Here is a 21,972-nt window from a genome sequence, read left to right on the forward strand (position 1 = left end):
TCTGCGAGCCGATAGGCGCAGAGCGGACATCCTGAAACTTCATCAGTCACTGACAATGACTATGCCCCTCAAGTTGAGGACGAATGAGCCGTTAATGAGTTCAGTTAAGCGCATATAGACTCTGCCGCTCCGTCTCTTACGAAATGAAATCAAAAAGTACCTGGGCCAGCCTGGACGCCTATATGCAACTATGGGGCGGGCCTTTCCTAATGCTCGGTGGGATGCTTGCAGTGGGTACGGCCCTCTATATTTACCTGCTCGGACGCTACGAGATTGAGTATCGCGATCAGACGCCACACCATGCGGTCACCACGCTGGAAGATGTGCGACTCCCGCGACCCGGTACAAAGCAGAGGTTCAACTATACCCGGCTGTTCATCTTCAAAATTGAAGGGCAGGAAGTTGAGTTTCCAGGCCCGTTTGAAGCATCCCCAGGAGAACCCATTGCGGTCGACTACATCATAGGTGCAAGCGGAAAGGTGCATGTCACGGATGTTGGCCATTGACGTTTCGGACATTGCTGAATGTCGGCAAGACAATATCGGCCGTCGCAAAGCATTCTTGCCCCGATCTAGAGGTGGGTACGAATGCGGAACATGGTTTTGGATAGGGTGTGAGGAGCGGCAGATCAAGGGTAGCGCGCACTGTCTTGACCATACTTATTCGGGGACTAGCTATGGATGCCAAAATTGCCAGGCTGTGCAAGCTCTTAGCTGATATCAGGCAGCTTCTGGGTGATGTCGGGGAAGCTCGCTGGGAGGACTGGATTGCGCGGGATTTGATGTTAGTCGAGAGCCTTGACGCTTACGGACTGGAGCATTTCCTGTCAGCGTTTGGCGGAATGGGCAGTATCAATGACCTGATTATTCACCCGATCAACGGTCACCAGATTGCTCCAAGTGATGTCAATGCGACGAACGAAAAATTGAGAATCTTATTGGGCGAAGCCAGTTTGACCGGGAGAGAACTGTTGGCAGAGGAACAGGAGGCTAACCGTGCAAAGTGAAAAAGATCGATTGGGAGGCCCCCAGGATATTCATGCGGCTTGCGCAAGGCTTTTTGATGGCTGGTGCGAGCGACGGGCGGTTACACCGTTGCGTGATTTTCTCCGTGGCTGGCCACTATCTTCGGGATTGACGGATGACTGGGCAAACCTATATGAGGCGCTACGTACCGTACGTGCAAACCATTTCGCCCTTCTGGCAGATGAGATGACATCCGTTGACTCGCTGATTCAGACGGTTTCGAAAATCGTTTATCGGTGATGGCCATGATTGCGCGTGCAGACCTCGAAAAAATCGATGAACTAGGCGATGCTGATCTACGAATCGGCGGCTTTAGTCTTTGGGTTCACGGCCGACAATTTCCGGAAGCAATAGATTATTGGGACGGAAATTGGCTGCTCGTTACTGCATGCTACATCTGTCCAGATGCCGCCGTAGTGGCGCATGGCTCTTTTGTTCGGCTCGATGAGATATCTAGCTTGGCGGACGGTTGTCGACGGCTGTATAGGACGCTAGCGGGTGAAGCTGGGCTACATTGCCTCGAGCCAAATCTGGACATCACTGTTGCGGCAAAGGGCCTTGGCCATTTCGATCTGCGTATTGCGCTTACCCCAGATCAAGTGAATCAACAGCATCTTTTCAAACAACAATTCGATCAGACCTTGTTGTCATCGATCATTGCCTCATGTGATGTAATCTTGGAACAATTCCCGATGCGGAGTGAGAACGCTCCCATCCGTTGATTCCAATATCTGACAACAAAGGTAAGGGAAACGAGTCGTGCGATCCGAAGCAAATACCCCGGTGCAGGAGCGTACTCTTATTGTCGAAGGACGAGCCTCGCGGTCAGCGTTGGCTATCCTCAACGCGGGGCTTCCGAAAAGCAGACCAATTGATAGCGAGATATTGTTTATCTCGTTTGCCTACGCGGACATCCCGATAGGTCGAAAATTCACAACCCTTTTCCCCGAAAAGCAGCCCCATTTGGTTACCCGCACCAATTGCCAGGTCATGGCGGTTACGCAGCAATTCGCCAAGCCATTTGACGAGATTCCTCATGGCTGGAAGACAGTGTGTCTAGTGCAATTTGTGGGGGGCGTTCCGGACGTGGTGAGGTCGCTTCCTGAAGTGAACGGGTGGTATGAGAACCGCGATACCGTTTGTCTGTGCGATGAGGATACATGGTTGCGGCATATCGATTGAACTGAACGGCCGCTTTCACAATGCCTTGGAGGTCCGCTTCGGGTCGGCGGCAGCTGGCCAATTTCGGATACTCGACACCGTTCGATACATTGGCCACAATCAGAAGGATTCACCCACCGCTGAGTTCGCTAGCAGGTGGACCCACCTTGCGGAGAATGCGGAATGCCCATTCACTTGACGGACCGGTTGCGGGAAAACCTGTCGTGGCTTACTTCGACCTGGGAAGCAAAGCAACTTCAACATATTTCGTCTTTCAATGAGAAATTCCACGCGGCTCTGCTTGCGGTGCTTGATGGAAATCCAAGCCGCGCCGCGATTGAATTGGTCATTGAAGGAACCCGTGGCAAGGTGGCGGACGGCTACGCTCACTTGCTTGTCGTCGAGCCGGAGCGCGTTGCCAAAGACTCATTTATTCAATTGCGCATTCTTGGTGACATCTCGACAGAACTCGCGCAGATTCAGAACTCCTGTTGACGACAAGCCATTCCCCCACTCCCCAAGTGAACTTCGACTGTCCGTTTCCGGCGATTCCGACTGATTGCAACGGGCCGACATGAGCAGGTCGCGTGGGTAAGATCACAGCCGGCCAGTAGCCGCCGGTCGGCGCCGCCGCACAAATCGACAATCGATAGCAACAAACCACGGCGTCGAAGTCGCGAAACACGTCTCTACTCGCGAACGCCGACCGCATAGAGATGATCGACACAGTACGCACTGTTATTTAACTGCGCCTCGCCGCAACCGTTCCACATGCAGCGTTGCGTACTAAGCCCTCTAGATTGCATTAGAAAGGCTTTACGATGAGTTTCGTCGCTCTGAGACCACGTCTCGACGGCCTCGAGTTTTATCGCTAGCTGCGTTTGATATTTGTCCCATTCGTCGACGCTCCAAAGCTGCCCGCAGTCAGGGCACTGGACTAGAGCTTTCCACGCCCCCGTAGCAACGTGCTTAAAATCCGGATAAAGTTGCTGTAACGTCCCGTTCACGCGAATTATGCGCGCCAGGTCTTTGCAGTTACATGGCATTAGACGATTCTCATCGATTGGCTTAGAACAAGTTGGAGAGACATGCGCATCAGAAATCTGAGGTATTGCAGTCAACCGGCGCACGATAATATTCTGTCGAAGTAATTGTAATCCCAGTGTCTTTCTGACCGGAATCAATGAGCCCACTTGCTACAAGGGAAAATTGACGGGCCGAATGGCTTCACTGATGCTCAAAGAGATCTGGGGCTATGGCAGGTTCGAGAAAGTTACTTGGCGAAATTGACCAATCCTTACAAGTGTCATTTGCAAAAATCCATGAACCAATCAAATGTCATTGTGGCAGTCGATGCCTTCACGGGTTGGACTCGGCCCTGGGAATTTTATGAGAGAACTAAGGCTCATGCATTTCTTTCAAACGATGACCGTGCCGAACTGGCCGAAATTTGGAAAGAGGTGTGTAGAGCTGACCATTGGAGGCATCCCTTGCTATCGCAGGGTGCGGCAGCTGCCGACCAGTCTCTCATCGCTCGTTTTCCTTGGCTGCCGAGCCAGACACGGGCGCAGCTCTTGAACGCTGCCTCGTACCAATGGAGGTAAGCGAGTTTCCCAAGGCGTCGCGATCATTGCGGATGCTGAGCGGCGCGACATTGCTGACTTCTCTTATGCAAAACTCCAAGCCCCCTGCACTCATCTCGATGTAGTGGTACCTGCCGTGGGCGGAGCGCTGCGAGACTGAAATTGGCCCACATCTGAGGCATATCAATGAAAAACATTTCGACAATTTCTGATCGACGCTGCCCAAAATGCCGCTCTGAAGTTGATGTCAAGTCCAAGCTTTTGATGATCGGACTGCGGACCGCCCCTGAAGAGCGGGCTGGATACAAACGTCCCGATCAATTGGCAATCGATGAATGCTGCCCGCAAGCAATACACCCGGCGCCATTGGCACAATTTCTTCGTGGACTCTATTGCGAGAAATGCGAAATTGGTTTTATCCCGGACGACCTCGTGAAAACTGAAGTTATAGAGAACAGGAATCGTTGGGGGGGCGTTAAGAATGAGAACATGCAAGCCTATGAAGCCTTGCTATCGTGGCGCGACTCCGATGAACCATCCCGCCGAATCACATTCACTGCGCGAGATTTGGATGATGCACGAGAGCGACTGGAACTGGAATATGGCGCAAACCTCATCGTTTCTTTATATCGGAAAGAGGACGCCGAGCGTCAGCGCTAAATCGTTTTGAACCGAGCATAAAAGTCCATTCTCGGCAGACGGTCGCCATTCTTTCTTCGAAGTGACGGTATAGCACCGTGTCGAATGGCGGGTATGTAGGACCGCGAGCGGCCGCAACGGGTCGACGGCAGCCGGCCAAGAGCATACCTCCGACAACGTATTTACTCGCACTCGATCTGCTGTTCCTATGGGTCGCTCCAGCGCGGATCGCGTGGCTCTTCGTCGCGTTGACGACCTGGGCATTCGCGACCGATATCGTCTGGCCATCGCAGCAGCGTCGTATCGTCGAGTTGACGCCCCTGACGCGCGGCAAGCTCAATGCGACGATACGTATTCGGAGCCACCATGTGCGGGGGGAATACTAAAATTCGCTTTCATTCGCTTGGCTTCCTCCGCCGGACTCAGACCGAATAGCCGCTTGAACTCTCGACTAAACTGCGATGCGCTTTCGTAACCGACTTCGTTACATGCCGCGGCCGCAGTCATCCCGTTGCGTACCATCAGCAGCCGCGCCTGGTGCAGACGAATCGATTTCAGGTATTGAATCGGCGACGTATTCGTCACCGCCTTGAAATGGCTATGGAATGTCGGCGTGCTCATGCCAGCTTCGCTTGCCAGTTGCTCAATGTTCAGCCCTTCGCTAAACGACGCGTGGATTCGGCGTAACGCCCGCGAGATTTTTCCAAACTGCCCTTGGGTCGTGAGCGCCGAGCGCATCGATCCCCCCTGTTCGCCGGTCAAGACACGAAAATAGATTTCGCGGACCAGCGCGGGCCCGAGGATTTCAGCTTCCTGTGGGCGACTCAGTGCCTGGAGAAAACGCAGTACCGACGCGCCGAGTTGCTGATCGATCGGCGACGAAATCATGCCCGCCGGTTTGGTACGCTCACTATCATTGCGTTCGTCAATCTGCAGCATCAGGTCCGCTGCAAGCTTGAAATCGAGATGCATGTAGATCGCCAGTAGAGGTTTTTCCGCACTGGCTTCGGTTTCCATCGTGAACGGTACCGGGACTGAAACAGCGAGGTAATGTCTTTCGTCATAGAGGTAGACGCGATCGCCGAAGAAACCCCGTTTGCGGCCTTGGCAAACGATCACGATGCCAGGGTCATACAGTACCGGAGTCCGGCTAAGTGGCCGGTTGGAGCGCAAAAGACGGATGCCCTCCAGAGCGGTCAGGTTGTAGCCTTCTCGTGGCGCCAGCTTTTCCAGCAGCGCGATCGTCAGTTGACGGCTCCCGTCATCACAATTAGAACCGGTCAAGCGACCCTCCATTGTTGGTACATCAGCTTCCTCGAACTATATCGTGGATCGCCTGAATCAGGACTATTCTCATAGGAATAGGCAATAAGGATAGACGAATAGATATCGCGGGGCAGGTCCTGAAATCCTATGATTGACCTGTCGGATTCGTTGCGTGACGCCGTGTTCGTTTATGCGGCGTCATCCTTTCAATATTGCTCTGCCCCGGGAGAAAACATGTCAACAAAGAAAACCATTTTCATCACAGGCGCCAGTAGCGGTTTCGGGCGTGCCCTTGCCATTGCGGCACTTGAAGCCGGTCACACGGTGGTCGGAACGGTGCGCGGCGATTCGGCCAAACGTGAACTTGAAGCGCTGAACCCAGCGAGGATGTTCGGCCGGATTCTGGACGTCACCGAGTTTGACACGATCGATGGCGTAGTGGCCGAAGTGGAAGCCAGTGTTGGGCCAATTGACGTGTTGGTCAACAACGCCGGCTATGGCCATGAGGGCGTTCTCGAAGAGTCCCCACTCAACGAGATGCAACGCCAGTTCGACGTCAACGTCTATGGCGCCGTCGCCGTCACGAAGGCGCTACTGCCGTACATGCGCAAGCGTCGGCGTGGCCAGATCATCAACATCACGTCGATGGGCGGTTTCATCACGCTGCCAGGCATCGCTTACTACTGTGGGAGCAAGTTTGCACTTGAGGGAATTTCCGAGGTGCTATACAAGGAATTGAAGCCGTTTAATATCGCCGTTACGGCTGTGGCGCCGGGCTCATTTCGTACTGACTGGGCGGGACGTTCGATGGTTCGCACTGCCCGCAGCATCGCCGATTACGATACGCTGTTCGATCCTATCCGAAAGGCACGCGAGGAGAAAAGCGGTAAGCAACTCGGTGATCCGGCCAAGGCGGCTAAAGCGATCTTGACGGTGATTGGGAGCGATAACCCCCCTGCTCATCTGTTACTCGGGACCGATGCGCTGACGCTGGTGCGTGAGAAGCTGGCAAGCTATGCGGCGGAGATCGATGCGTGGGAGGAAGTCACGCGGTCGACGGACGGCTGAGCGGTTGACCGGTTAACATCAAGTGTGCTTAGAACTTGTGACGTAGGCCTACACGCACAATAGCCTGGCGGCTGTTCGATGAATCGCCCAAGTTGCCTATATCGGCCACAGCGGGGGCGCCGGTCGAACTGATCCCGGACGCTTTTTGCAGCGTGCCTAGGACATAGACGTCGGTGCGTTTGGACAGTCCGTAATCGCTCATCAAGCTGAGTTGGTTGTAGTGTTGATTGCCGACTGTCTGCCCGGTGGCGTTCGTCACGCTGTTGCCTTTGGTGTAGTCATATGCTGCGGCCACAAAAAGGTTTTGCTTGAACTCCCATTTCAAACCCACTTCGCCACTGTTGAACGTTGCTTTTGCACCGCCGCTCACGGCGTTGCCGTATTGGGTGTTCGAATACGTGACACCGATCGTGGCCGGTCCGATCTTGTAGGTGCCACCGGCGGCTGCGACCTGATACGAAGTGGCCGCAGTGTAGCCGCTGTTCAAGGTGCCGCTCAGTACCGTGGCACCGTTCTGGTTGTCGGTGAACAAGCCTGTGCCGGCTGTGCCCGTCGGATTCTTGAAGTAGTTGTAACCGGCGCCCAACGTGAGCGGGCCGGTGGCATACGCTGCGCCCGCGGAATATCCGCCGCCGCCGGTGACGTTGCCGGCCTGGCCGCCCAGGCTGACTTCCGCGCCGACGGTCAAGCCGTTAAAGTTCGGGCTTCCGTACTTGATGGTGTTGTTGGTACGCAAGGTATTGCCGAGGTTGTCCAAGTCGCCCGGGTGTTCGAACAAATTCGAGCCTGCGATATATCCGTATGCCGCCACCGGCTGAACATAAGTCACTACCGAGTCGTACTGGCGGCCCATCGTCAACGTACCGTATTGCGCGCTGCTCAACCCGACAAACGCTTGCCGGCCGAACGCCGTGCCACCTTGTGCGAACGCACCGGTGTTCAGATTGATCCCCGATTCAAGGGTAAAGATCGCCTTCAGGCCACCACCCAGATCTTCAGCCCCTCTCAGGCCCCAGCGGCTGCCGTTAGGGCCGCTAGTGGAATCCAGAGCAACTTGGCGCCCACCCACATTGGTGCCGTTCACGACATTCTTGGTGTTGCTGCTGAACTGTACGCCCTCATCAAGGATGCCATACAGCACCACGCTGCTCTGTGCGTGCGCGGTGATCGAGACCGTGCTCGCAATCGCACCCGCTAAAAGAAATTTCTTCATTGAAATAACCTCTGAATACATGGCGAATGGATGACGCGTGTTTAAACCAATGTAGTTGCTCACGCGAGCTTGTGCAAGGTCTGGTGTCAGGTTTGCTGCAGGAACGGAGTTACTGGATCTCCGACATCCACTTCAACGTAACGAGCCACACATTGTGCCCTCTATGCATAAGGCCTTCATCCGTTGCCCGCAAATGTGCGGCATCATGTCCTTTTCCAACCTCCTCCATCACGACGTGGCAGGTGTTGCCTTCCGGTACCAGGTACCACGTATGGTAAAAAGTCGGGGCGGTGCCAGGTGCATAGCCATACCAACCAATACGAGACCCCGCCACGAACTCGTGGATTTTGCTTTCTAATGGAAGGCCGAACGTCGTCCAACGGAACACAGCGTCTGCTTTAAGGTGCGTGTCGGCGTTGCTGACGATTCGAACATTCTCCGAGTTCGGATACCACTTCGGCCATTGGTCGGCATCAATGATCCGGTCCCACACGCGTTGGCAAGACGCATCGACATTAATTTGTGCGCGAATAAGTCTGCGTTCATTGGATCGAAACCTTCAGGCCAATGAATATCCGATGAGCGCTGCGCCAGATCGTCTTTCATCGTCGGAACGTTGATGGTATCTGTGGGCGAAGGGCCTGGCTGCTTATTGGCCTGGCTCCAGGCGGGCGCGCCAAGTAGCATTGATCCGACGATTGCGGCATACGGCAGTGCTCGACGCAGGACATGAGTGTTCTGACTAGTCATTGCTATTTCTCCTTGGTGACGGTCGGCGCGGGAAACTCTCCCACTACGACGGATTTGAGTCATTGTGCTCACACCAAGGTGATCTACCAACAGCATGAGTATCAATTCATTAATGATTGAATGTCATTTAATGTTCGGTGAATCGGCGTGATGGTCTCATATAGGAGCGTTCGAACGCCAGCGTGCGGGCCGTGCGCTCAGCGTCAGCGATCCACGAAGGTCTGGTGCAAGCCGCAAGCGGCCAATGAGGGAAACGCACCTTGCTGACGTATATCCGTCAGCAAGGTGCGACCTCAACGCTGTCGAAACACTCAAGGAGTGTCTCCGAAGCCGCCTTTGGCGCGACTTCGATTGGCTATAGCTGTGTAATGCCGCCGTCCGCGACCAAGTCAATGCCGGTGCTGTAGCTGCTGTCGCCAGAGGCAAGAAATAGCGCCGCTGCTGCCATCTCGTCAGCACGGCCTATTCGGCCTAGCGGAGTGATTTGCTCAAACATCGCACGTGCGGCGTTGGCCTCTTCCTTCGTAGTGAACTGCGGATCTATGATCGGTGTCTCGATCAGACCAGGACTCAGGGTGTTGACGCGAATGCCACGCCCTTTGAATTCCGCCGCCCAGGTCCGCGCAAACGAGCGGATCGCCGCCTTGCTCGCCGAATAGGTGCCGTAGGCAGGAAAGCCTTTCATATGCATCCCGGACGATATCAACACGATGGACGCGCCATCGCGCAGAAGTGGGAGTGCCTTTTGAATGGTAAAGAACGTGCCGCGCGCGTTGACGCCGAATGTCTTGTCAAAATGCTCGGACGTCACTGTCTCGGTGCTAGCGACTTCGACGTAGCCTGCTCCGGCCACAATAATATCGAGCCCTTGTTTCTCGCGCCTCACCGTCTCGTAGAGACGCTCGAGATCATCGAGGCTCGTGATATCGCCCTGAACGGCAGTGACGTTGGAGCCGATTATGCCTGTCGCCTTGTCCAGTTCGCTCTGACGTCGTCCAAAGATAAACACGTGCGCGCCCTCCGCAACAAATCTGACTGCGGTAGCGAGACCTATCCCACTGCTGCCGCCGGTGATGACGGCAATCTTGCCTTGAAGCTTACCCATTTTGATTTTGTCCATTAGGAGTCCAGTGGGCGCGATTAACGCGAACCGCCTGCGGCGTCGATCAACGAGCCTGTGATCCATCCAGCGTCGTCCGACGCCAGGAAAGCGACAATCGTTGCGATGTCACCCGGCTGCCCAGCTCGGCCAAGCGGTGTCGCGGCAACCATTTGTGCCTCGAAGTCGCCTTCGAGTCCAGCCGACTTGAAGCCTTCTGTCTTGACCGCACCCGGATTAACCGCATTGACCCGGATGTTCTTGGAGCCCAGCTCTTTCGCAAGTACTCGGGTGATCGAGTTGACCGCCCCTTTGGTTCCTGAATAGACAGCCGACGTCGGCGGTGTAAGCTCGCCGACAACCGAGCCGATGTTTACAATACTGCCGCCTTCGGCCGGGAACGCTGCGAGCGCCGCTTGACTGGCGAACAACAGGCCCGTGACATTGGTGCTGAACATGGATTCGATGCTTTCGCCAGTGATCGATCCGAGCGGGGCGAACGCATAAATACCGGCGTTGTTGACGAGGAGGTCGAGCTTTCCATAGGCTTTTTTCGTCGCCGCGAAGAGACCGTCAATGTCGCTTTGATCCGCCACATTCGCTCGCACGGCAGCCGCCTTGCCACCAGCGTTCACGATTTCGCTAACAACCCGATCCGCGTCATCTTTGCTAGATGCGTAGTTCACTACGACCGACGCGCCTTGTGCCGCCAGTTCCTTCGCAATACCAGCTCCAATTCCCTTCGATGCGCCCGTGACGATGGCGACCTTACCGGTCAACTTTTGCTGCTTGGACATGGTGAATCCTTAAATAGAGAGCCAACAGCGTTGGCCTTGAGTCAGGATCACCCCATTAGCGGACCTTGATAAGGCGCATAATCGGCCTTTCTGTTATTCATCTCCGACATGACTGATAATCTCGCGGCACTACGACTTTTCGTCCGCGTTGTCCGCACGGGAAGCATTTCGAAGGCTGGCCGTGAGTTCTCGATGTCGCAGCCATCAGCCTCCCGCGCTATCGCCGCGCTTGAAGGGGATGTCGGTGCTGCCTTACTCCTGCGCTCGACGCGCGCAATTACGCTGACCGAGGCCGGCGCCGAATACCTCGCCCGTGTTGAGCCCATCCTAGCTGCGCTCGACGAAGCCAATCAGGCCGCGCGAGGCGTCGATCAACTTCGGGGAGAACTGCGCGTTGCAGTGCCGGCTACTTTTGCCATCCGCGAGGTCATACCTCGTCTCCCGGACTTCCTCGGCAAGCATCCTGCATTGAGGCTCAACTTGCTGATGGACGATCATCGACAAGACCTGATTCGAGAGGGAGTCGACGTTGCCGTGCGGTTCGGCCCACTTCAGGATTCCAGTGCCACTTCGCGTTTGCTATGTATGAACGAGAAAGTGCTGGTGGCATCGCCCGCTTATTTGGAGCACGCGGGAAGTCCCACGACCCCACTTGGTCTGGAAGGACATCACATCATCATAGGACCGCTTGACGCGAATTCGACCAACTGGTCGTTCGAGCTTGACGGGCGCGTGCAATCTTTCCGGATCGAAGGTCGAGTCACGACGAGTAGCAACGACGGGGCAACCGCTGCCGCCGTGGCCGGGCTCGGTATCGTATCAAGCGGTTTGATGGGATGCCGGGCCGAGTTGTCGAACGGCTCGCTTGTCAGGGTCTTGGAGCACTGGAAGATGGGGGCGATAGCGGTGAACGCCGTCTTTCCTGCAGGCAGGGCGGCTAAGCTGGCGGCGCGGGCCTTTGTGAAGCATTTAAGTAGCGGACTTCAGAGCGGATGACGAGACCGGTGCCTCAGGTAACCTAACAGCACATCACTGGGCGCCGCAGAGAGCCGGCTTCGAGCTTCGCGAGCAGGTCCTCGCCGGCAGTGCGGTGGCCCGTCTGCGCAAGCCGTTGCGCAACGAACGGTTTTAAAAAATCGTTACAGTCCGCCCACGAAATTGCACATGGAAAACATACTGAAAAGCGGCTGCGTATCGTCCCGGTATAAGACCAAAGGCCAATAGCTTTTTAATGGTCCCCTACATATATTGACTTCACCCAATAGCGATCGCAGGCCGGATTGCGATTCGCTCAAGCGTTACGGTCTCCAATGGGGGTATGCATCGTACTCAGGTGCGAGCGCAGTACAGGAGCGGCCAGATCCCCCTCTTTGACCATCATTGAAAGCGAGCTGGCGGCCGCACAGAGGCATGATCTATCAGGCGATCCCTCATATGGCGTTGGGGTCGGCCACTGACTTCATTGAGTCGAACTGGACCAGCGGTTATCGGAAAGTGCGGCTTTTTGGGGCGACGCACATCGGTGCCTCAAGCATGAGCACCGATCATTCAGGCAGGCAGCCGGTCGCGAAAGACTTATGGGACTCTGAGCCATGCAACGAACTTCTCGATACTGGATCGGCTTGACGATGCTCTGGCTCGTACCTGCAGTACAAGCGCAACAGCCCATCATTTATCCCGCGCGCGGCCAGAGTTGGGAGCAACAGCAAACCGATACAGCGCAATGTCACTCGTGGGCGCAACAAACCACCGGGGTCGATCCCGTCGCGCTCGCGGAGCGGATGGCGAACAGTCCGCCCCCACAGCAACAGGGAGGCCAAATGTTCCGTGGCGCCGCAGGCGGCGCGCTGTTCGGAACGCTGATCGGCGGAGCGGCCGGCGGCCATTGGGGCGAGGGAGCAGGAATCGGTGCGCTCGTGGGCACGATGGGGAGCGGCATGCGAATGCGGCGTGAGCAGCAGCAAATGGCCACGCAGCAGCAAGGCATGCAGCAGCAGGCGTCGAGTCAGCTTTCGACATACAACCGCGCGGTGGGAGCATGCATGACCGGGCGCGGCTACACCGTCGAGTAGACGTCGACCCTCACTCACCCGATCCGTGGTCCGCACCTTCGCTCACTGGATCACGACAGGCAGAAGGAGTCACCATGCTGAAGACATTCCGAGCAGCTGCACTCGTCGTCCTGGTTTGCTCGCCGCCCTCATGGGCGCTCGCCGCGGACTTCGACGGCAGCAAACCGCTCTTGTGCGCCACCATCGACGCGCACTACTGCGAAGTTGGCGAAGTTTGCTATCGAACGCTGCCGGGAGTATTGGGTGCACCGCAATTCATCCGCATCAATTTCGCGAAGAAACTCGTCGTCGGGCCGACGCGCACCACCGAGATTCGCTTTATGGAATCAGGCGAAGGCCAACTGCTTCTTGAAGGCACGGAATTGGGATACGCCTGGGGCATTGCTTTGGAGACGAAGACCGGCGCCATGTCGACAACGCTTGTCAGCCACGAAAACGTGTTCGTGCTGTACGGCGTCTGCACGCCGTCTTGATTGGCTTTGTCGCGACAAGGACAGTTGGACGAAGCCAGCCGGTAGACCGCCCGTCTCGCGCCGCACACGCACGAAGCCCATACCATTTTCGGCCTCGAACGGCCGATCCATCACATCTATTTCGAGCAAGACGCAGATTTAAGGAAGTGTCGCGCTCGTTTCCGCTGCAATCAAATCTTGCGATTCCGTGTAGGGAATGTACTAATTAGAATACTTGTGTATACACGAGTATTCTAAATTGACGCTAATGAAAAGCCCTCCCGGCCGCGCGTCACTCGTAGCGCGGGCGCGGCACCACCATCGCGGCGCAAGTCGGAAATATCGGAAACCGCCCGCCGACAACGCTGGAGATCCGGCCGCGCACGCGGTGCGATTTCAACTGACAGTGAACAGGAGCTGCAGAATGGCCGAATATGACGTGATCGTAGTAGGAGCTGGCAACGCAGCGCTGGCCGCCGCAGTGTCGGCTAGCGAAAACGGCGCGCAGCGCGTGCTGGTGCTGGAAAAGGCTCCACGTGAGATGCGAGGCGGAAATACGCACTGGAGCGGCGGCGTGTTCCGCTTCGCGTTCGACGATCCGAACGAACTCGGGCCTCTGCTCCCCGGCGTAGAGAAGGAGTTCGACGACTTCTACTCAGGCATCCAACCCTACACGCGCGACGATTTCCACGGCGACTTGATGCGAGTGACCAGCGGCCAGACAGACCCGGTGCTGTCGCGAATCTTGGTCGATAACTCGAAGGACACTGTGTTCTGGATGCACAAGGCAGGCCAGATCAAGATGGAGCCTGCCGTGAGCCTCACGGGCGTACGCAAGGGCAGCAAGATCATCTGGGCGCGTGGGCTGGTGGTGCGTGCTGAACATGAGGGAGTGGGCTTGTCGCGCAGTTGGTTCGCCACGGCTGAGCGGCTGGGCATCGAGGTGAAATACGGCAATGCGGTCATCGGCCTCTTGCAGGACCAGACAGGCCGCGTATGCGGGGTGAAGGTACGCGACAACGAGGGCATCCGCGAAATCAAAGGTCGCTCGGTGGTGCTCGGTTGCGGCGGATTCGAAGCGAATGTCCAGATGCGCACGCAGCACATCGGCCCGTTGGTGGGCGCGGCGAAGGTACGCGGCACGCCGCATAACCAGGGCGACGGGCTGCGGATCGCGCTCGAAATCGGTGCGATGCCGTGGGGTCAGTGGAGCGGCTGTCACGCCACACCGATCAGTGCAGACTGGGGCAATTTCGCACCACGCGAATTGACGGACCGCAGTAACCGCCTGAGCTACCCTTATGGTGTACTAATCAACCGCAAGGGTTTGCGCTTCGTCGATGAAGGCGAGGATGGCGCGATGTTCACGTACGCTAAATACGGCCGCGCCATTTTGGCGGAACCGGGCGCAAAAGCTTACCAGGTGTTCGATTCGAAGACAGTACATTTGCTCGAACCACGCTATTCGACGAGTGATCCGCTGACGGCCAACACGCTCGAGGAGTTAGTCGCACAACTCGACATCGACGACAAGCCACGCGCGCTGAAAACGCTGAACGCGTACAACGCCGCCGCGCATGATGCGGCCGACGGTTTCGACCCAACAGGCAAGGACGGGTTAAGCACCACCGGGCTCACGCCGGAAAAAACGAATTGGGCGATTCGACTCGACGCGCCGCCCTACTACGCTTACACGGCGACGGGCGGCATTACGTTCACATTCGGCGGACTGAAGGTCGATGAGCAAGCGCGCGTGGTGGGCACGGACTGGCGCCCTATTCCGGGGCTGACCGCATGCGGAGAAATGGTCGGCGGTCTGTTCTACGACAACTATCCGGCCGGCACAGGGCTGGTGTCGGGTGCGACATTTGGCCGGATCGCGGGCCGCACGTCGGCACGCTCTTGACTTCGCGGGTATGGACCCGCTAAGGCAATCGTTTAAGGCAGTCGCTTAGGGTAGTCGCAAGGCAGTCGTACACAAATCCGGACGGCCAGGGAGGACTCGAAATGCATGCTTCAACCGCGGATCACCAATCGGAACCAATAGCGTTACGACTGGCGCACCTGATTCATGATTTCAAGCAATCGCAGGTCACACCGAAGGCGTTAAAAGCGGCGCGCACAGCGATCATCGATACGATAGGTGTGACACTCGCCGGCTCAGCGGAACCGTGCACGAAAATTCTGCTCGAGACGCCTGGCGTAGGCGACGGGCCTGGCGAGGCAACGGTGTTCGGCACCCGACACAAGACGTCGGCACTCGACGCCAGTTTCATCAACGGCACGGCGTCGCACGCATTGGACTACGACGATTTCAGCTCGATCATGGGCGGCCACCATTCGGTGCCGCTGGTCTCGCCGCTTCTGGCGGTCGCCGAAGAAAAGCACCTATCAGGCGAGGCGCTAATCCGCGCCTACGTGGTCGGCATCGAAACGGAAATTCGCATCGCGCGCGCCGTCAATTTCCATCACTACGACAAGGGCTGGCATCCCACCGCGACACTAGGCGTCTTCGGCACCGTAGCCGCCGTCAGTCACCTGATCGGCCTCGACGTCGACAAGATCGCGATCGCCCTGGGCTTGGCGGCGTCGCTGGCCTCAGGCGTCAAGGCCAACTTCGGCACCATGACCAAGCCTTTGCATGTGGGTCATAGCAGCCGAAGCGGGCTATTGGCGGTACTGCTGGCCGAACGTGGCTTCACCGCGAATCCACTCGCGATCGAACATAAACAGGGCTTTCTGAACGCATTCAACGGCGTCGGCAATTTCGACGCTAGCCGGATCTTCGCAGACTGGGCAGCACCGTTGGAGATCGAAAGCGCATTGATGGGCCTGAAGCAGTTCCCGTGCTGCGGCAGCACGCACCCCGCCGTATCGATGGCATTGCTGCTGGTGCATGAGGAACACGTGAACGCCGATGACATCGAGTCAATTCACATCCAATCCCACATGCGCCGCTTGCCACACACAGACAACCCCAATCCGCAGACCTCGCTTGCCGCGAAATTCAGCGTGCAATACGCGGTGGCCCGCGCGCTGCTCGACGGCACATTGCGGCTGAGCCATTTCGAAGGCGATGCGCACCACGAGCCGCGCATTCTCGATCTGTTAAAAATTACGCGCACCAACGCGCATCCGGACATGCCGGAAGACTCTCCCCATCAGTTCGGCGCCGAAGTCAGCCTGACATTGCGCGACGGCCGCACTGTCACGCGCCGGGTCGACGACATGATCGGGCGCGGCGGCGACAACCCGCTGAGCGCCGATGAACTCTGGGAAAAATTCAACGACTGCAGCAAGCGAGCGCTAGCGCCGACCGAGGTGATGCCGTTATACGAGCGGCTGGAATCGCTGGAGACAGTCGCCGATATCAGTCAGATCACTCGCCTGCTCGCATCGCGCAGCTTGCCGGGAAATCCAGCCGCAGGAGCGAAGACTTTCGCACCGGCACCGGGCAACACCTTGGCGGAGACCTGGGTGCCCTAAGTCGTATCGAGCAGTAAAAACTGCACTATAAAACGGAGACAGACATGCCAGACATTGTTACTCCCAATCAGGTGGCGGGCTTCATTGACCACCTCATTGACGAAAAAAATGGCAGTGCCGGCATGCTCAAGGAGACCTCCCATGAATGACGAACTCATCGCCGCACGCGTCGACCGGCTGCCGGTTTCGCGCTTTCACCGCCGTTTGTTGCTGCTGATCAGCCTGCCGTTTTTCTTCGACATCAGTGATATCTTCACGTTTTCGTATGCAGCGCCCGCCCTGGTCAAAGAGTGGGGGCTGACGATCTCGCAGATCGCGATGCTCACATCAGCCGGTTTCTTCGGCATGTTCCTGGGCGCCACGTTTGGCGGCATGCTGTCGGACCGCATCGGCCGCAAGCGCGCGCTGATTATCTTTGTGACGGCGTACTCCGTATTCTCACTGGCCAATGCGCTCGCGCCCGGCATTCCCACCTTGTTTGTCACGCGGGTGCTGACCGGTGTCGGCATATCCTCGGCCACGGCCGTCGTGATGGCCTATATCGCGGAAATGTTCCCAGCTAAAACCCGCGGCACCTGGCAAGGCTGGGCGCTGGTGATCGCGCTGGCCGGCATTCCCATCACCAGTTGGGTGGCACGCCTGGTCGTGCCGTCCGGGCCCGATGGCTGGCGCTGGATTTTCGTGTGGGGCGCCTTGGGCATCGTATTCCTGGCGTTCATCAAGCACTTCCCGGAATCCCCACGCTGGTACGCTCGACAGGGCCGCATGGTGGAAGCTGACGAGACGCTCAAGAAAATCGAGGCAGAAGTCTTGCGCTCGGTCGGGCATCTTCCGGAACCGGTCATGGTCGCGCACCCCACCGAGATTCGTGCGTCCTGGACGGCGATGTTCAACGGAACCTATCGGAAGCGGACCATGACGCTGTGGGCCATCTGGATGTTCCAGACGCTAGGCTTCTACGGCTTCCAAGCTTGGGTGCCCACCCTGCTCGTCGCGCACGGGATAACGATCGTGCACAGCCTGACCTACATCACGCTGATCAATATCGGTGCGGTGCCGGGGGCATTGATCGCCACCTTCCTGTCCGACCGGCTGGAGCGAAAGTACACCATCGCCGGCACGGCCGCGGTGATTGCCGTATTCGGCCTGCTCTACGGCTTGAGCTTCCAGCCCGTGTTGATCGTTACGTTCGGCTTCCTCGTCGGCATGTTGATCCAGACGTTCGCGGCACTGTGCTATGCCTACACGCCAGAGCAATATCCCACTGATATTCGCAACACCGGCACGGGCTTCGCTTATGGCGTGGGCCGGCTGGCGAACGTGGCGAATTCCTTTATCGTGGCGGGGATCTTTCTGAATTTCGGCTACGTGTGGGTGTTCGTCTACATTGCGGGCGCATGGGTTGCCACCGCGGTCGTTACGCTGGCGTTCGGCGCGAAGACGACCGGACAACGCCTCGAGGTGATCAATCCGATTGTGCCGAGCCTGCAGGGCGATGCGCTCACCGGTGCCCAGTTCAAGACTTCGGATCACTAATCATGGCGACTCATCTCAGTGCAGGCAATGACACCGGCGCGGATGCGCAGAGTGTGACACCTGGCTCTGACGGGCTCAGCGCAGCGCAACGCCTGTCGGCGTTCGCTTATGCACTTGAGCCTTCCGCGCTGCCAGCGGACGTGCGGCTCAAGGCGACGCATCACATTGTCGATGCCATCGGCCTTGCGTTCGCCTCGCGGCACTTCCCGTTTGCCGAGCCTGCGCTACGCGGCATCGCGGCAGCCGGTGCCGCGGGCGACGCGACCGTGATCGGCGGCACGCAGAAGCTGGCACCGCGCGACGCCGCGCTGGCCAATGGCTATCTGATTCACGGCCTAGATTTCGACGACACTCATCCGCTGAGCATCGTTCATCCGACTGTCGCATGCTTGCCGGCTGCTCTCGCGATTGCCGAGGTGCGTGACCTGTCCTGGGATGAACTGCTCGCGGCCTACGCCGCAGGAATGGAAACCGCGATTCGTCTCGGTGCCGCGGTCGATGGCGGCTTTCATCACGTCGGATTTCATGCGACAGGTATCGTCTCGCATTTCAGCGCGGCCATCGTGGCCGGCAAGTTGCTCGGTCTCAATGCAGCGCAGTTGACCGCGGCCCAGGGCATTGCGGCGAGCACGGCGGCCGGCGTGCAAGTCTTCCTCGAAGAAGGCGCCTGGACCAAACGCCTGCATCCGGGCTGGGGAGCACTGGCCGGCATCACGGCCGCGCACCTCGCTCAAAACGGTTTCGCCAGTCCCACCCGGCCGTACGAGGGACGCTTCGGTCTATTCGATACTCACTTGCAGGAGCATGCAGCGTCGGTCGATGTTGCGTCGATCGGCGTGGGTCTCGGTACGCAATGGAGCCTGCTCGGTACGGCGATCAAACCCTATCCCGTGTGCCATTTCATTCATGGTTGTGCCGAGGCCGCGCTGATCCTGAGAGACTCGTTGGGAGGCTCGTTGGGAGACTCCCTCGGCGACATCGAGCGCATCAGCGAAATCATCTGCTATCTGCCCGTGCAGACGTTGCCTATCGTGGCCGAGCCGGCAGCCATCAAACAGGTTCCGAAAACGGACTACGACGCGAAGTTCAGCACCCAGTTCGTGGTGGCGACCTGCCTTGCGCGAGGCCGCTTCGGACTCGCAGAACTCAGCGACGAGAGTCTGGTCGATCCGCTGGTGCTGCGTCTGGCTGCCAAGGTGCGATGTGTGGTGGACCCGCTCTCCGCGTTCCCGCGCTATTTCTCGGGAGGCGTCACCGTGCGGCTAGCCGACGGCTGCGCGCATACGCACCATATCGCGGTGAACCTGGGCAGTGGTGAGCGGGCATTGACGGTCGATGATATCGCCGCCAAATTCCGTGGCACCGCCGGTTTAAGTTTGACGGCGGACCGCGTCGACGCGCTGCTCGAAGTGCTGCTCGCGCCGGGACGGCGCTCGGTGCGCACTATCACGCAGTTGCTGCGGGCTTAGCTGAAAACCTCTCCTTCAAAGCTGCAAACCTCGCCTTCAACTCACTGCGGCGTCTCGCCGGATTCGTTGCCGAACAGCAATTGCAGCCGCAGCGCGGTGGCCGCGCGAATATGTTCGTGCGCGGCGCGCTCCGCGCCATCCGGATCGTGTCGCGCGATGCACGCCACGATTTCCTGGTTTTCCTTCAAGCCGCTGGCGATCCGTCCAGGCATCGAGTAGGTTGTTGTACCCAGCAAGCCCAATGCGTCACTCAAAACGTTGGCCGCCTTATACAGATACTCGTTATGGGCCGCGGCGGTGATGGTTTCGTGCAGGCGGTGGTTCAGCGTCGCCACCTCTTCGGGCTTGGTGGCGCCTTCGAGCTTGCCGAGGATCTGCAGCATCGACTGGATCTCGATCGGCGATGCCTGCTCCGCCGCGAAGCGCACTGCTGCGCCCACGAGCACCTTGCGCATCGCATACAGCTCCATGACTTTCGCGGGCGACAGTTGCGTGACGACGAATCCACGCGGTGCCGCAAAACGCACGAGGCCCTCGGCTTCGAGCCGTTTGAGCGCTTCACGCACCGGTGTGCGGCTCACGCTGAGCCGTGCCGCGATATCGACCTCGCGCAGCCGGACACCCGCTCCCAGTTGCCGGTCATGGATTTCCTGACGCAACTGCGCATACACATACTGGGCCAGCGAGCCATGTCCGGAGTCGGCCGCAAGCTCGGTGCCGTTGGCGGTCAGGCTGGTTTTCTCAGTCACACGTCATGTCCTCAAATAAACTCGTCAAGTTAAAGTCTGGTTCGATATTTCAGCACGCCGTGCTTATCGCAGCGTCGCCATCAACTCGCGTACGCTGAAGCGCTCCGGGGGCTGCGTCGATGCCGCCAATACAGCACGTGCCCGATCTTTGCCCAACGTCGTCTCGAGCAGACCAGTGGCTTTGGCGATAACCGCAGCAGCGGCAACCGGGCGACGCCAACTGCCGATGGGCGCGTCGCAACGTGTGGCGACAACACTCCCGTCATCGAGGTGCACCGTCATTTCCACAAACATGTTTTCCCAATCGCCCACGATCGAGGGATCGCCAGTCAATTCGAAACGTCCGAGCATAGCATTGACATCGTCGGCATGGCGACGCTGGTCGGTGAACGATTCGGGCTCGACCGCGCCGTCGAGCAGCGCGATGGTGGCCGTGTATTGCCACGAGAATTTGCCCGCCAGGCCCGAGTCGGGCGCGGGCCGGTCGATGTAAGGCATGACCGGCGCACGCAATTCGATCCGGCGAATCCGCGCGGCATCGAACTGCGCGATCTGCGCGCGTATATCGAGCGCGGCGGTAATCGCGTAATGCGTGGCGAACTGCGACGGGAAGAGTTTCCACGCGGGGCCTGGCACCAGTGCACGACCTTTGCCGATCGGCGCCAATAACGCGGCGGTGTCGAAGTTGCTGCCGAAAAACGCATTGCCCCAGCCGCGCGGGTTACCCAGCGCGTCCGGATTCGCGGTAAAGCCACGTTGTGCCAATTGCGCGGCTTCAAGACCGTGAGCCGCACCATCGCCACAATGCAGTGCCTTGGTATGCGAGCCGACGTTGGCAAGCAGGCCGCCCGTGCGCGACGCGGCAATGCCGATGGCCGCCGTGGTGGCTTCGGCGTCCAGACCCAGCAGCGTCGCACAGCCAAACGCCGACGCAATCGGGCCGACTATGCCCGGTGGGTGGAACTGCAGGCGCCCGGGCTCGAACTGCTGGGACGACACGCGCAGCCGGCCCTGAACTTCGATGCCCTTAGCTAGCGCGCGCAGAACAGCGCGGCCCTGCGGCTCACCTGAGGCGGCTTCGCGTTGCTCCGCCAGCGCGAGCAGCGCGGGCAATAACGGCGACATCGCGTGATTCGCCGGATTCCACATCGGCTCGAAATCGAGGACGTGCATGGCCATCCCGTTCACGCGCGCGGCAATCGCGACCGGTGCGCTGAACCCCTGCCCGATCACGGTCGCGGGGCCACTCGTGCCGTCCTCGCGCATCAGTTCCGCCATCAGCGTGGGGCCTCGCTCGGTAGCGCCAGCTACGGCAACGGCGACGCCATCCGTCACCAGCAATTGGCAGCGCGCCACCAGCTCCGGGTCGTCGGCAGACCAGGATGACAGGAGGTCGACGAAGTCGCGGGTCAGGGTTTCGGTCATATCGGGTCTCCAGATTGCCCCATCAATGCCACGCATGATCCGCGTTCGGCCGGATCTCTATAACGCATTTGTGTATACATTAGTACGCAATCTAGTATATCGCGTAGCGTAGTCAAACGCTGCTAATGACGTGGATAAATAGGGGTGGTCGAGAGGGGCGCGTCAGCCCCGGTTGCAGCCCT

General features: G+C 58.2%; 21 protein-coding genes. 14 read left to right on the forward strand and 7 right to left on the reverse strand.

What is annotated here, in order from left to right; translation table 11 throughout:
* Positions 1-143: 143 nt before the first annotated feature.
* The 6 genes from GSQ77_RS15360 to GSQ77_RS15385 all read left to right on the forward strand — a co-directional run bounded on the left by GSQ77_RS15360 (position 144) and on the right by GSQ77_RS15385 (position 4,429).
* Positions 144-506 (forward strand): hypothetical protein, encoded by a 363-nt coding sequence (locus GSQ77_RS15360; RefSeq protein WP_158903597.1) that lies wholly within the window; start codon positions 144-146, stop codon positions 504-506.
* 170 nt (positions 507-676) lie between these two features.
* Positions 677-1,006 (forward strand): hypothetical protein, encoded by a 330-nt coding sequence (locus GSQ77_RS15365; RefSeq protein WP_158903598.1) that lies wholly within the window; start codon positions 677-679, stop codon positions 1,004-1,006.
* 264 nt (positions 1,007-1,270) lie between these two features.
* Positions 1,271-1,747, forward strand: a complete 477-nt coding sequence (locus GSQ77_RS15370) for a hypothetical protein (RefSeq protein ID WP_158903599.1) — start codon at positions 1,271-1,273, stop codon at positions 1,745-1,747.
* 37 nt (positions 1,748-1,784) lie between these two features.
* Positions 1,785-2,207 carry a hypothetical protein gene (locus GSQ77_RS15375; protein ID WP_158903600.1) on the forward strand — a complete coding sequence of 141 codons (423 nt, stop codon included), beginning with the start codon at positions 1,785-1,787 and terminating at the stop codon, positions 2,205-2,207.
* Positions 2,208-2,369: 162 nt separating this feature from the next.
* Positions 2,370-2,681: a hypothetical protein gene (locus GSQ77_RS15380; RefSeq protein WP_158903601.1), complete on the forward strand. Its 312-nt coding sequence runs from the start codon at positions 2,370-2,372 to the stop codon at positions 2,679-2,681.
* A 1,274-nt stretch (positions 2,682-3,955) separates the two neighbouring features.
* On the forward strand, positions 3,956-4,429 hold the full coding sequence (locus tag GSQ77_RS15385) for a hypothetical protein (RefSeq protein WP_158903602.1): 474 nt from the start codon (positions 3,956-3,958) through the stop codon (positions 4,427-4,429).
* A 315-nt stretch (positions 4,430-4,744) separates the two neighbouring features.
* Here the strand turns inward: GSQ77_RS15385 and GSQ77_RS15390 are convergent, their stop codons facing one another.
* Positions 4,745-5,692 (reverse strand): AraC family transcriptional regulator, encoded by a 948-nt coding sequence (locus tag GSQ77_RS15390; RefSeq protein ID WP_254067640.1) that lies wholly within the window; start codon positions 5,690-5,692, stop codon positions 4,745-4,747.
* 216 nt (positions 5,693-5,908) lie between these two features.
* Between GSQ77_RS15390 and GSQ77_RS15395 the strand changes: the two genes are divergently transcribed.
* The gene (locus GSQ77_RS15395) at positions 5,909-6,742 is read left to right on the forward strand and encodes an oxidoreductase (protein WP_158903604.1); all 834 of its coding nucleotides are present in this window, start codon (positions 5,909-5,911) and stop codon (positions 6,740-6,742) included.
* A 28-nt stretch (positions 6,743-6,770) separates the two neighbouring features.
* Here the strand turns inward: GSQ77_RS15395 and GSQ77_RS15400 are convergent, their stop codons facing one another.
* The 4 genes from GSQ77_RS15400 to GSQ77_RS15415 form a co-directional block, all read right to left on the reverse strand.
* Complete coding sequence (locus GSQ77_RS15400; protein ID WP_158903605.1) at positions 6,771-7,955, reverse strand: porin; 1,185 nt, start codon at positions 7,953-7,955, stop codon at positions 6,771-6,773.
* A 109-nt stretch (positions 7,956-8,064) separates the two neighbouring features.
* Complete coding sequence (locus GSQ77_RS29970; protein WP_158903606.1) at positions 8,065-8,448, reverse strand: hypothetical protein; 384 nt, start codon at positions 8,446-8,448, stop codon at positions 8,065-8,067.
* Positions 8,449-9,060: 612 nt separating this feature from the next.
* On the reverse strand, positions 9,061-9,810 hold the full coding sequence (locus GSQ77_RS15410) for an SDR family NAD(P)-dependent oxidoreductase (protein ID WP_158903940.1): 750 nt from the start codon (positions 9,808-9,810) through the stop codon (positions 9,061-9,063).
* Positions 9,811-9,845: 35 nt separating this feature from the next.
* Positions 9,846-10,601 (reverse strand): SDR family NAD(P)-dependent oxidoreductase, encoded by a 756-nt coding sequence (locus GSQ77_RS15415; RefSeq protein WP_158903607.1) that lies wholly within the window; start codon positions 10,599-10,601, stop codon positions 9,846-9,848.
* A 108-nt stretch (positions 10,602-10,709) separates the two neighbouring features.
* Between GSQ77_RS15415 and GSQ77_RS15420 the strand changes: the two genes are divergently transcribed.
* From GSQ77_RS15420 to GSQ77_RS15450, 7 genes are all read left to right on the forward strand, one after another.
* Positions 10,710-11,597 (forward strand): LysR family transcriptional regulator, encoded by an 888-nt coding sequence (locus tag GSQ77_RS15420; RefSeq protein ID WP_158903608.1) that lies wholly within the window; start codon positions 10,710-10,712, stop codon positions 11,595-11,597.
* Positions 11,598-12,193: 596 nt separating this feature from the next.
* On the forward strand, positions 12,194-12,673 hold the full coding sequence (locus tag GSQ77_RS15425) for a glycine zipper domain-containing protein (protein ID WP_158903609.1): 480 nt from the start codon (positions 12,194-12,196) through the stop codon (positions 12,671-12,673).
* A 74-nt stretch (positions 12,674-12,747) separates the two neighbouring features.
* Positions 12,748-13,146: a hypothetical protein gene (locus GSQ77_RS15430; RefSeq protein WP_158903610.1), complete on the forward strand. Its 399-nt coding sequence runs from the start codon at positions 12,748-12,750 to the stop codon at positions 13,144-13,146.
* A 403-nt stretch (positions 13,147-13,549) separates the two neighbouring features.
* Entirely contained in the window at positions 13,550-15,031 is a 1,482-nt protein-coding gene (gene tcuA, locus GSQ77_RS15435) for an FAD-dependent tricarballylate dehydrogenase TcuA (RefSeq protein WP_158903611.1), read from the forward strand.
* A 101-nt stretch (positions 15,032-15,132) separates the two neighbouring features.
* Positions 15,133-16,611, forward strand: a complete 1,479-nt coding sequence (locus tag GSQ77_RS15440; protein ID WP_158903612.1) for an MmgE/PrpD family protein — start codon at positions 15,133-15,135, stop codon at positions 16,609-16,611.
* A gap of 141 nt (positions 16,612-16,752) precedes the next feature.
* On the forward strand, positions 16,753-18,147 hold the full coding sequence (locus tag GSQ77_RS15445; protein WP_158903613.1) for an MFS transporter: 1,395 nt from the start codon (positions 16,753-16,755) through the stop codon (positions 18,145-18,147).
* Between the two features lie 2 nt (positions 18,148-18,149).
* Positions 18,150-19,616, forward strand: coding sequence for an MmgE/PrpD family protein (locus GSQ77_RS15450; protein WP_158903614.1), 1,467 nt, complete (start codon positions 18,150-18,152; stop codon positions 19,614-19,616).
* Between the two features lie 41 nt (positions 19,617-19,657).
* Here the strand turns inward: GSQ77_RS15450 and GSQ77_RS15455 are convergent, their stop codons facing one another.
* Both GSQ77_RS15455 and GSQ77_RS15460 read right to left on the reverse strand, forming a co-directional pair.
* Complete coding sequence (locus GSQ77_RS15455) at positions 19,658-20,365, reverse strand: GntR family transcriptional regulator (RefSeq protein WP_158903615.1); 708 nt, start codon at positions 20,363-20,365, stop codon at positions 19,658-19,660.
* A 63-nt stretch (positions 20,366-20,428) separates the two neighbouring features.
* Complete coding sequence (locus GSQ77_RS15460; protein ID WP_158903616.1) at positions 20,429-21,790, reverse strand: MmgE/PrpD family protein; 1,362 nt, start codon at positions 21,788-21,790, stop codon at positions 20,429-20,431.
* Positions 21,791-21,972 lie beyond the last annotated feature (182 nt).

The sequence above is a fragment of the Burkholderia sp. L27(2015) genome (assembly GCF_009765705.1).
Classification (GTDB): domain Bacteria; phylum Pseudomonadota; class Gammaproteobacteria; order Burkholderiales; family Burkholderiaceae; genus LMUX01.

What these genes read in the sequence shown, in the direction of transcription:
- GSQ77_RS15380 (WP_158903601.1), top strand. Translation starts at nt 2,370, where the DNA reads ATGCCCATTCACTTGACGGACCGGTTGCGGGAAAACCTGTCGTGGCTT.
- GSQ77_RS15450 (WP_158903614.1), top strand. Translation starts at nt 18,150, where the DNA reads ATGGCGACTCATCTCAGTGCAGGCAATGACACCGGCGCGGATGCGCAG.
- GSQ77_RS15445 (WP_158903613.1), top strand. Translation starts at nt 16,753, where the DNA reads ATGAATGACGAACTCATCGCCGCACGCGTCGACCGGCTGCCGGTTTCG.
- GSQ77_RS15365 (WP_158903598.1), top strand. Translation starts at nt 677, where the DNA reads ATGGATGCCAAAATTGCCAGGCTGTGCAAGCTCTTAGCTGATATCAGG.
- GSQ77_RS15460 (WP_158903616.1), bottom strand. Translation starts at nt 21,790, where the DNA reads ATGACCGAAACCCTGACCCGCGACTTCGTCGACCTCCTGTCATCCTGG.
- GSQ77_RS15430 (WP_158903610.1), top strand. Translation starts at nt 12,748, where the DNA reads ATGCTGAAGACATTCCGAGCAGCTGCACTCGTCGTCCTGGTTTGCTCG.
- GSQ77_RS15425 (WP_158903609.1), top strand. Translation starts at nt 12,194, where the DNA reads ATGCAACGAACTTCTCGATACTGGATCGGCTTGACGATGCTCTGGCTC.
- GSQ77_RS15400 (WP_158903605.1), bottom strand. Translation starts at nt 7,955, where the DNA reads ATGAAGAAATTTCTTTTAGCGGGTGCGATTGCGAGCACGGTCTCGATC.
- tcuA (WP_158903611.1), top strand. Translation starts at nt 13,550, where the DNA reads ATGGCCGAATATGACGTGATCGTAGTAGGAGCTGGCAACGCAGCGCTG.
- GSQ77_RS15415 (WP_158903607.1), bottom strand. Translation starts at nt 10,601, where the DNA reads ATGTCCAAGCAGCAAAAGTTGACCGGTAAGGTCGCCATCGTCACGGGC.
- GSQ77_RS15370 (WP_158903599.1), top strand. Translation starts at nt 1,271, where the DNA reads ATGATTGCGCGTGCAGACCTCGAAAAAATCGATGAACTAGGCGATGCT.
- GSQ77_RS15420 (WP_158903608.1), top strand. Translation starts at nt 10,710, where the DNA reads ATGACTGATAATCTCGCGGCACTACGACTTTTCGTCCGCGTTGTCCGC.
- GSQ77_RS15440 (WP_158903612.1), top strand. Translation starts at nt 15,133, where the DNA reads ATGCATGCTTCAACCGCGGATCACCAATCGGAACCAATAGCGTTACGA.
- GSQ77_RS15385 (WP_158903602.1), top strand. Translation starts at nt 3,956, where the DNA reads ATGAAAAACATTTCGACAATTTCTGATCGACGCTGCCCAAAATGCCGC.
- GSQ77_RS15410 (WP_158903940.1), bottom strand. Translation starts at nt 9,810, where the DNA reads ATGGGTAAGCTTCAAGGCAAGATTGCCGTCATCACCGGCGGCAGCAGT.
- GSQ77_RS15360 (WP_158903597.1), top strand. Translation starts at nt 144, where the DNA reads ATGAAATCAAAAAGTACCTGGGCCAGCCTGGACGCCTATATGCAACTA.
- GSQ77_RS15395 (WP_158903604.1), top strand. Translation starts at nt 5,909, where the DNA reads ATGTCAACAAAGAAAACCATTTTCATCACAGGCGCCAGTAGCGGTTTC.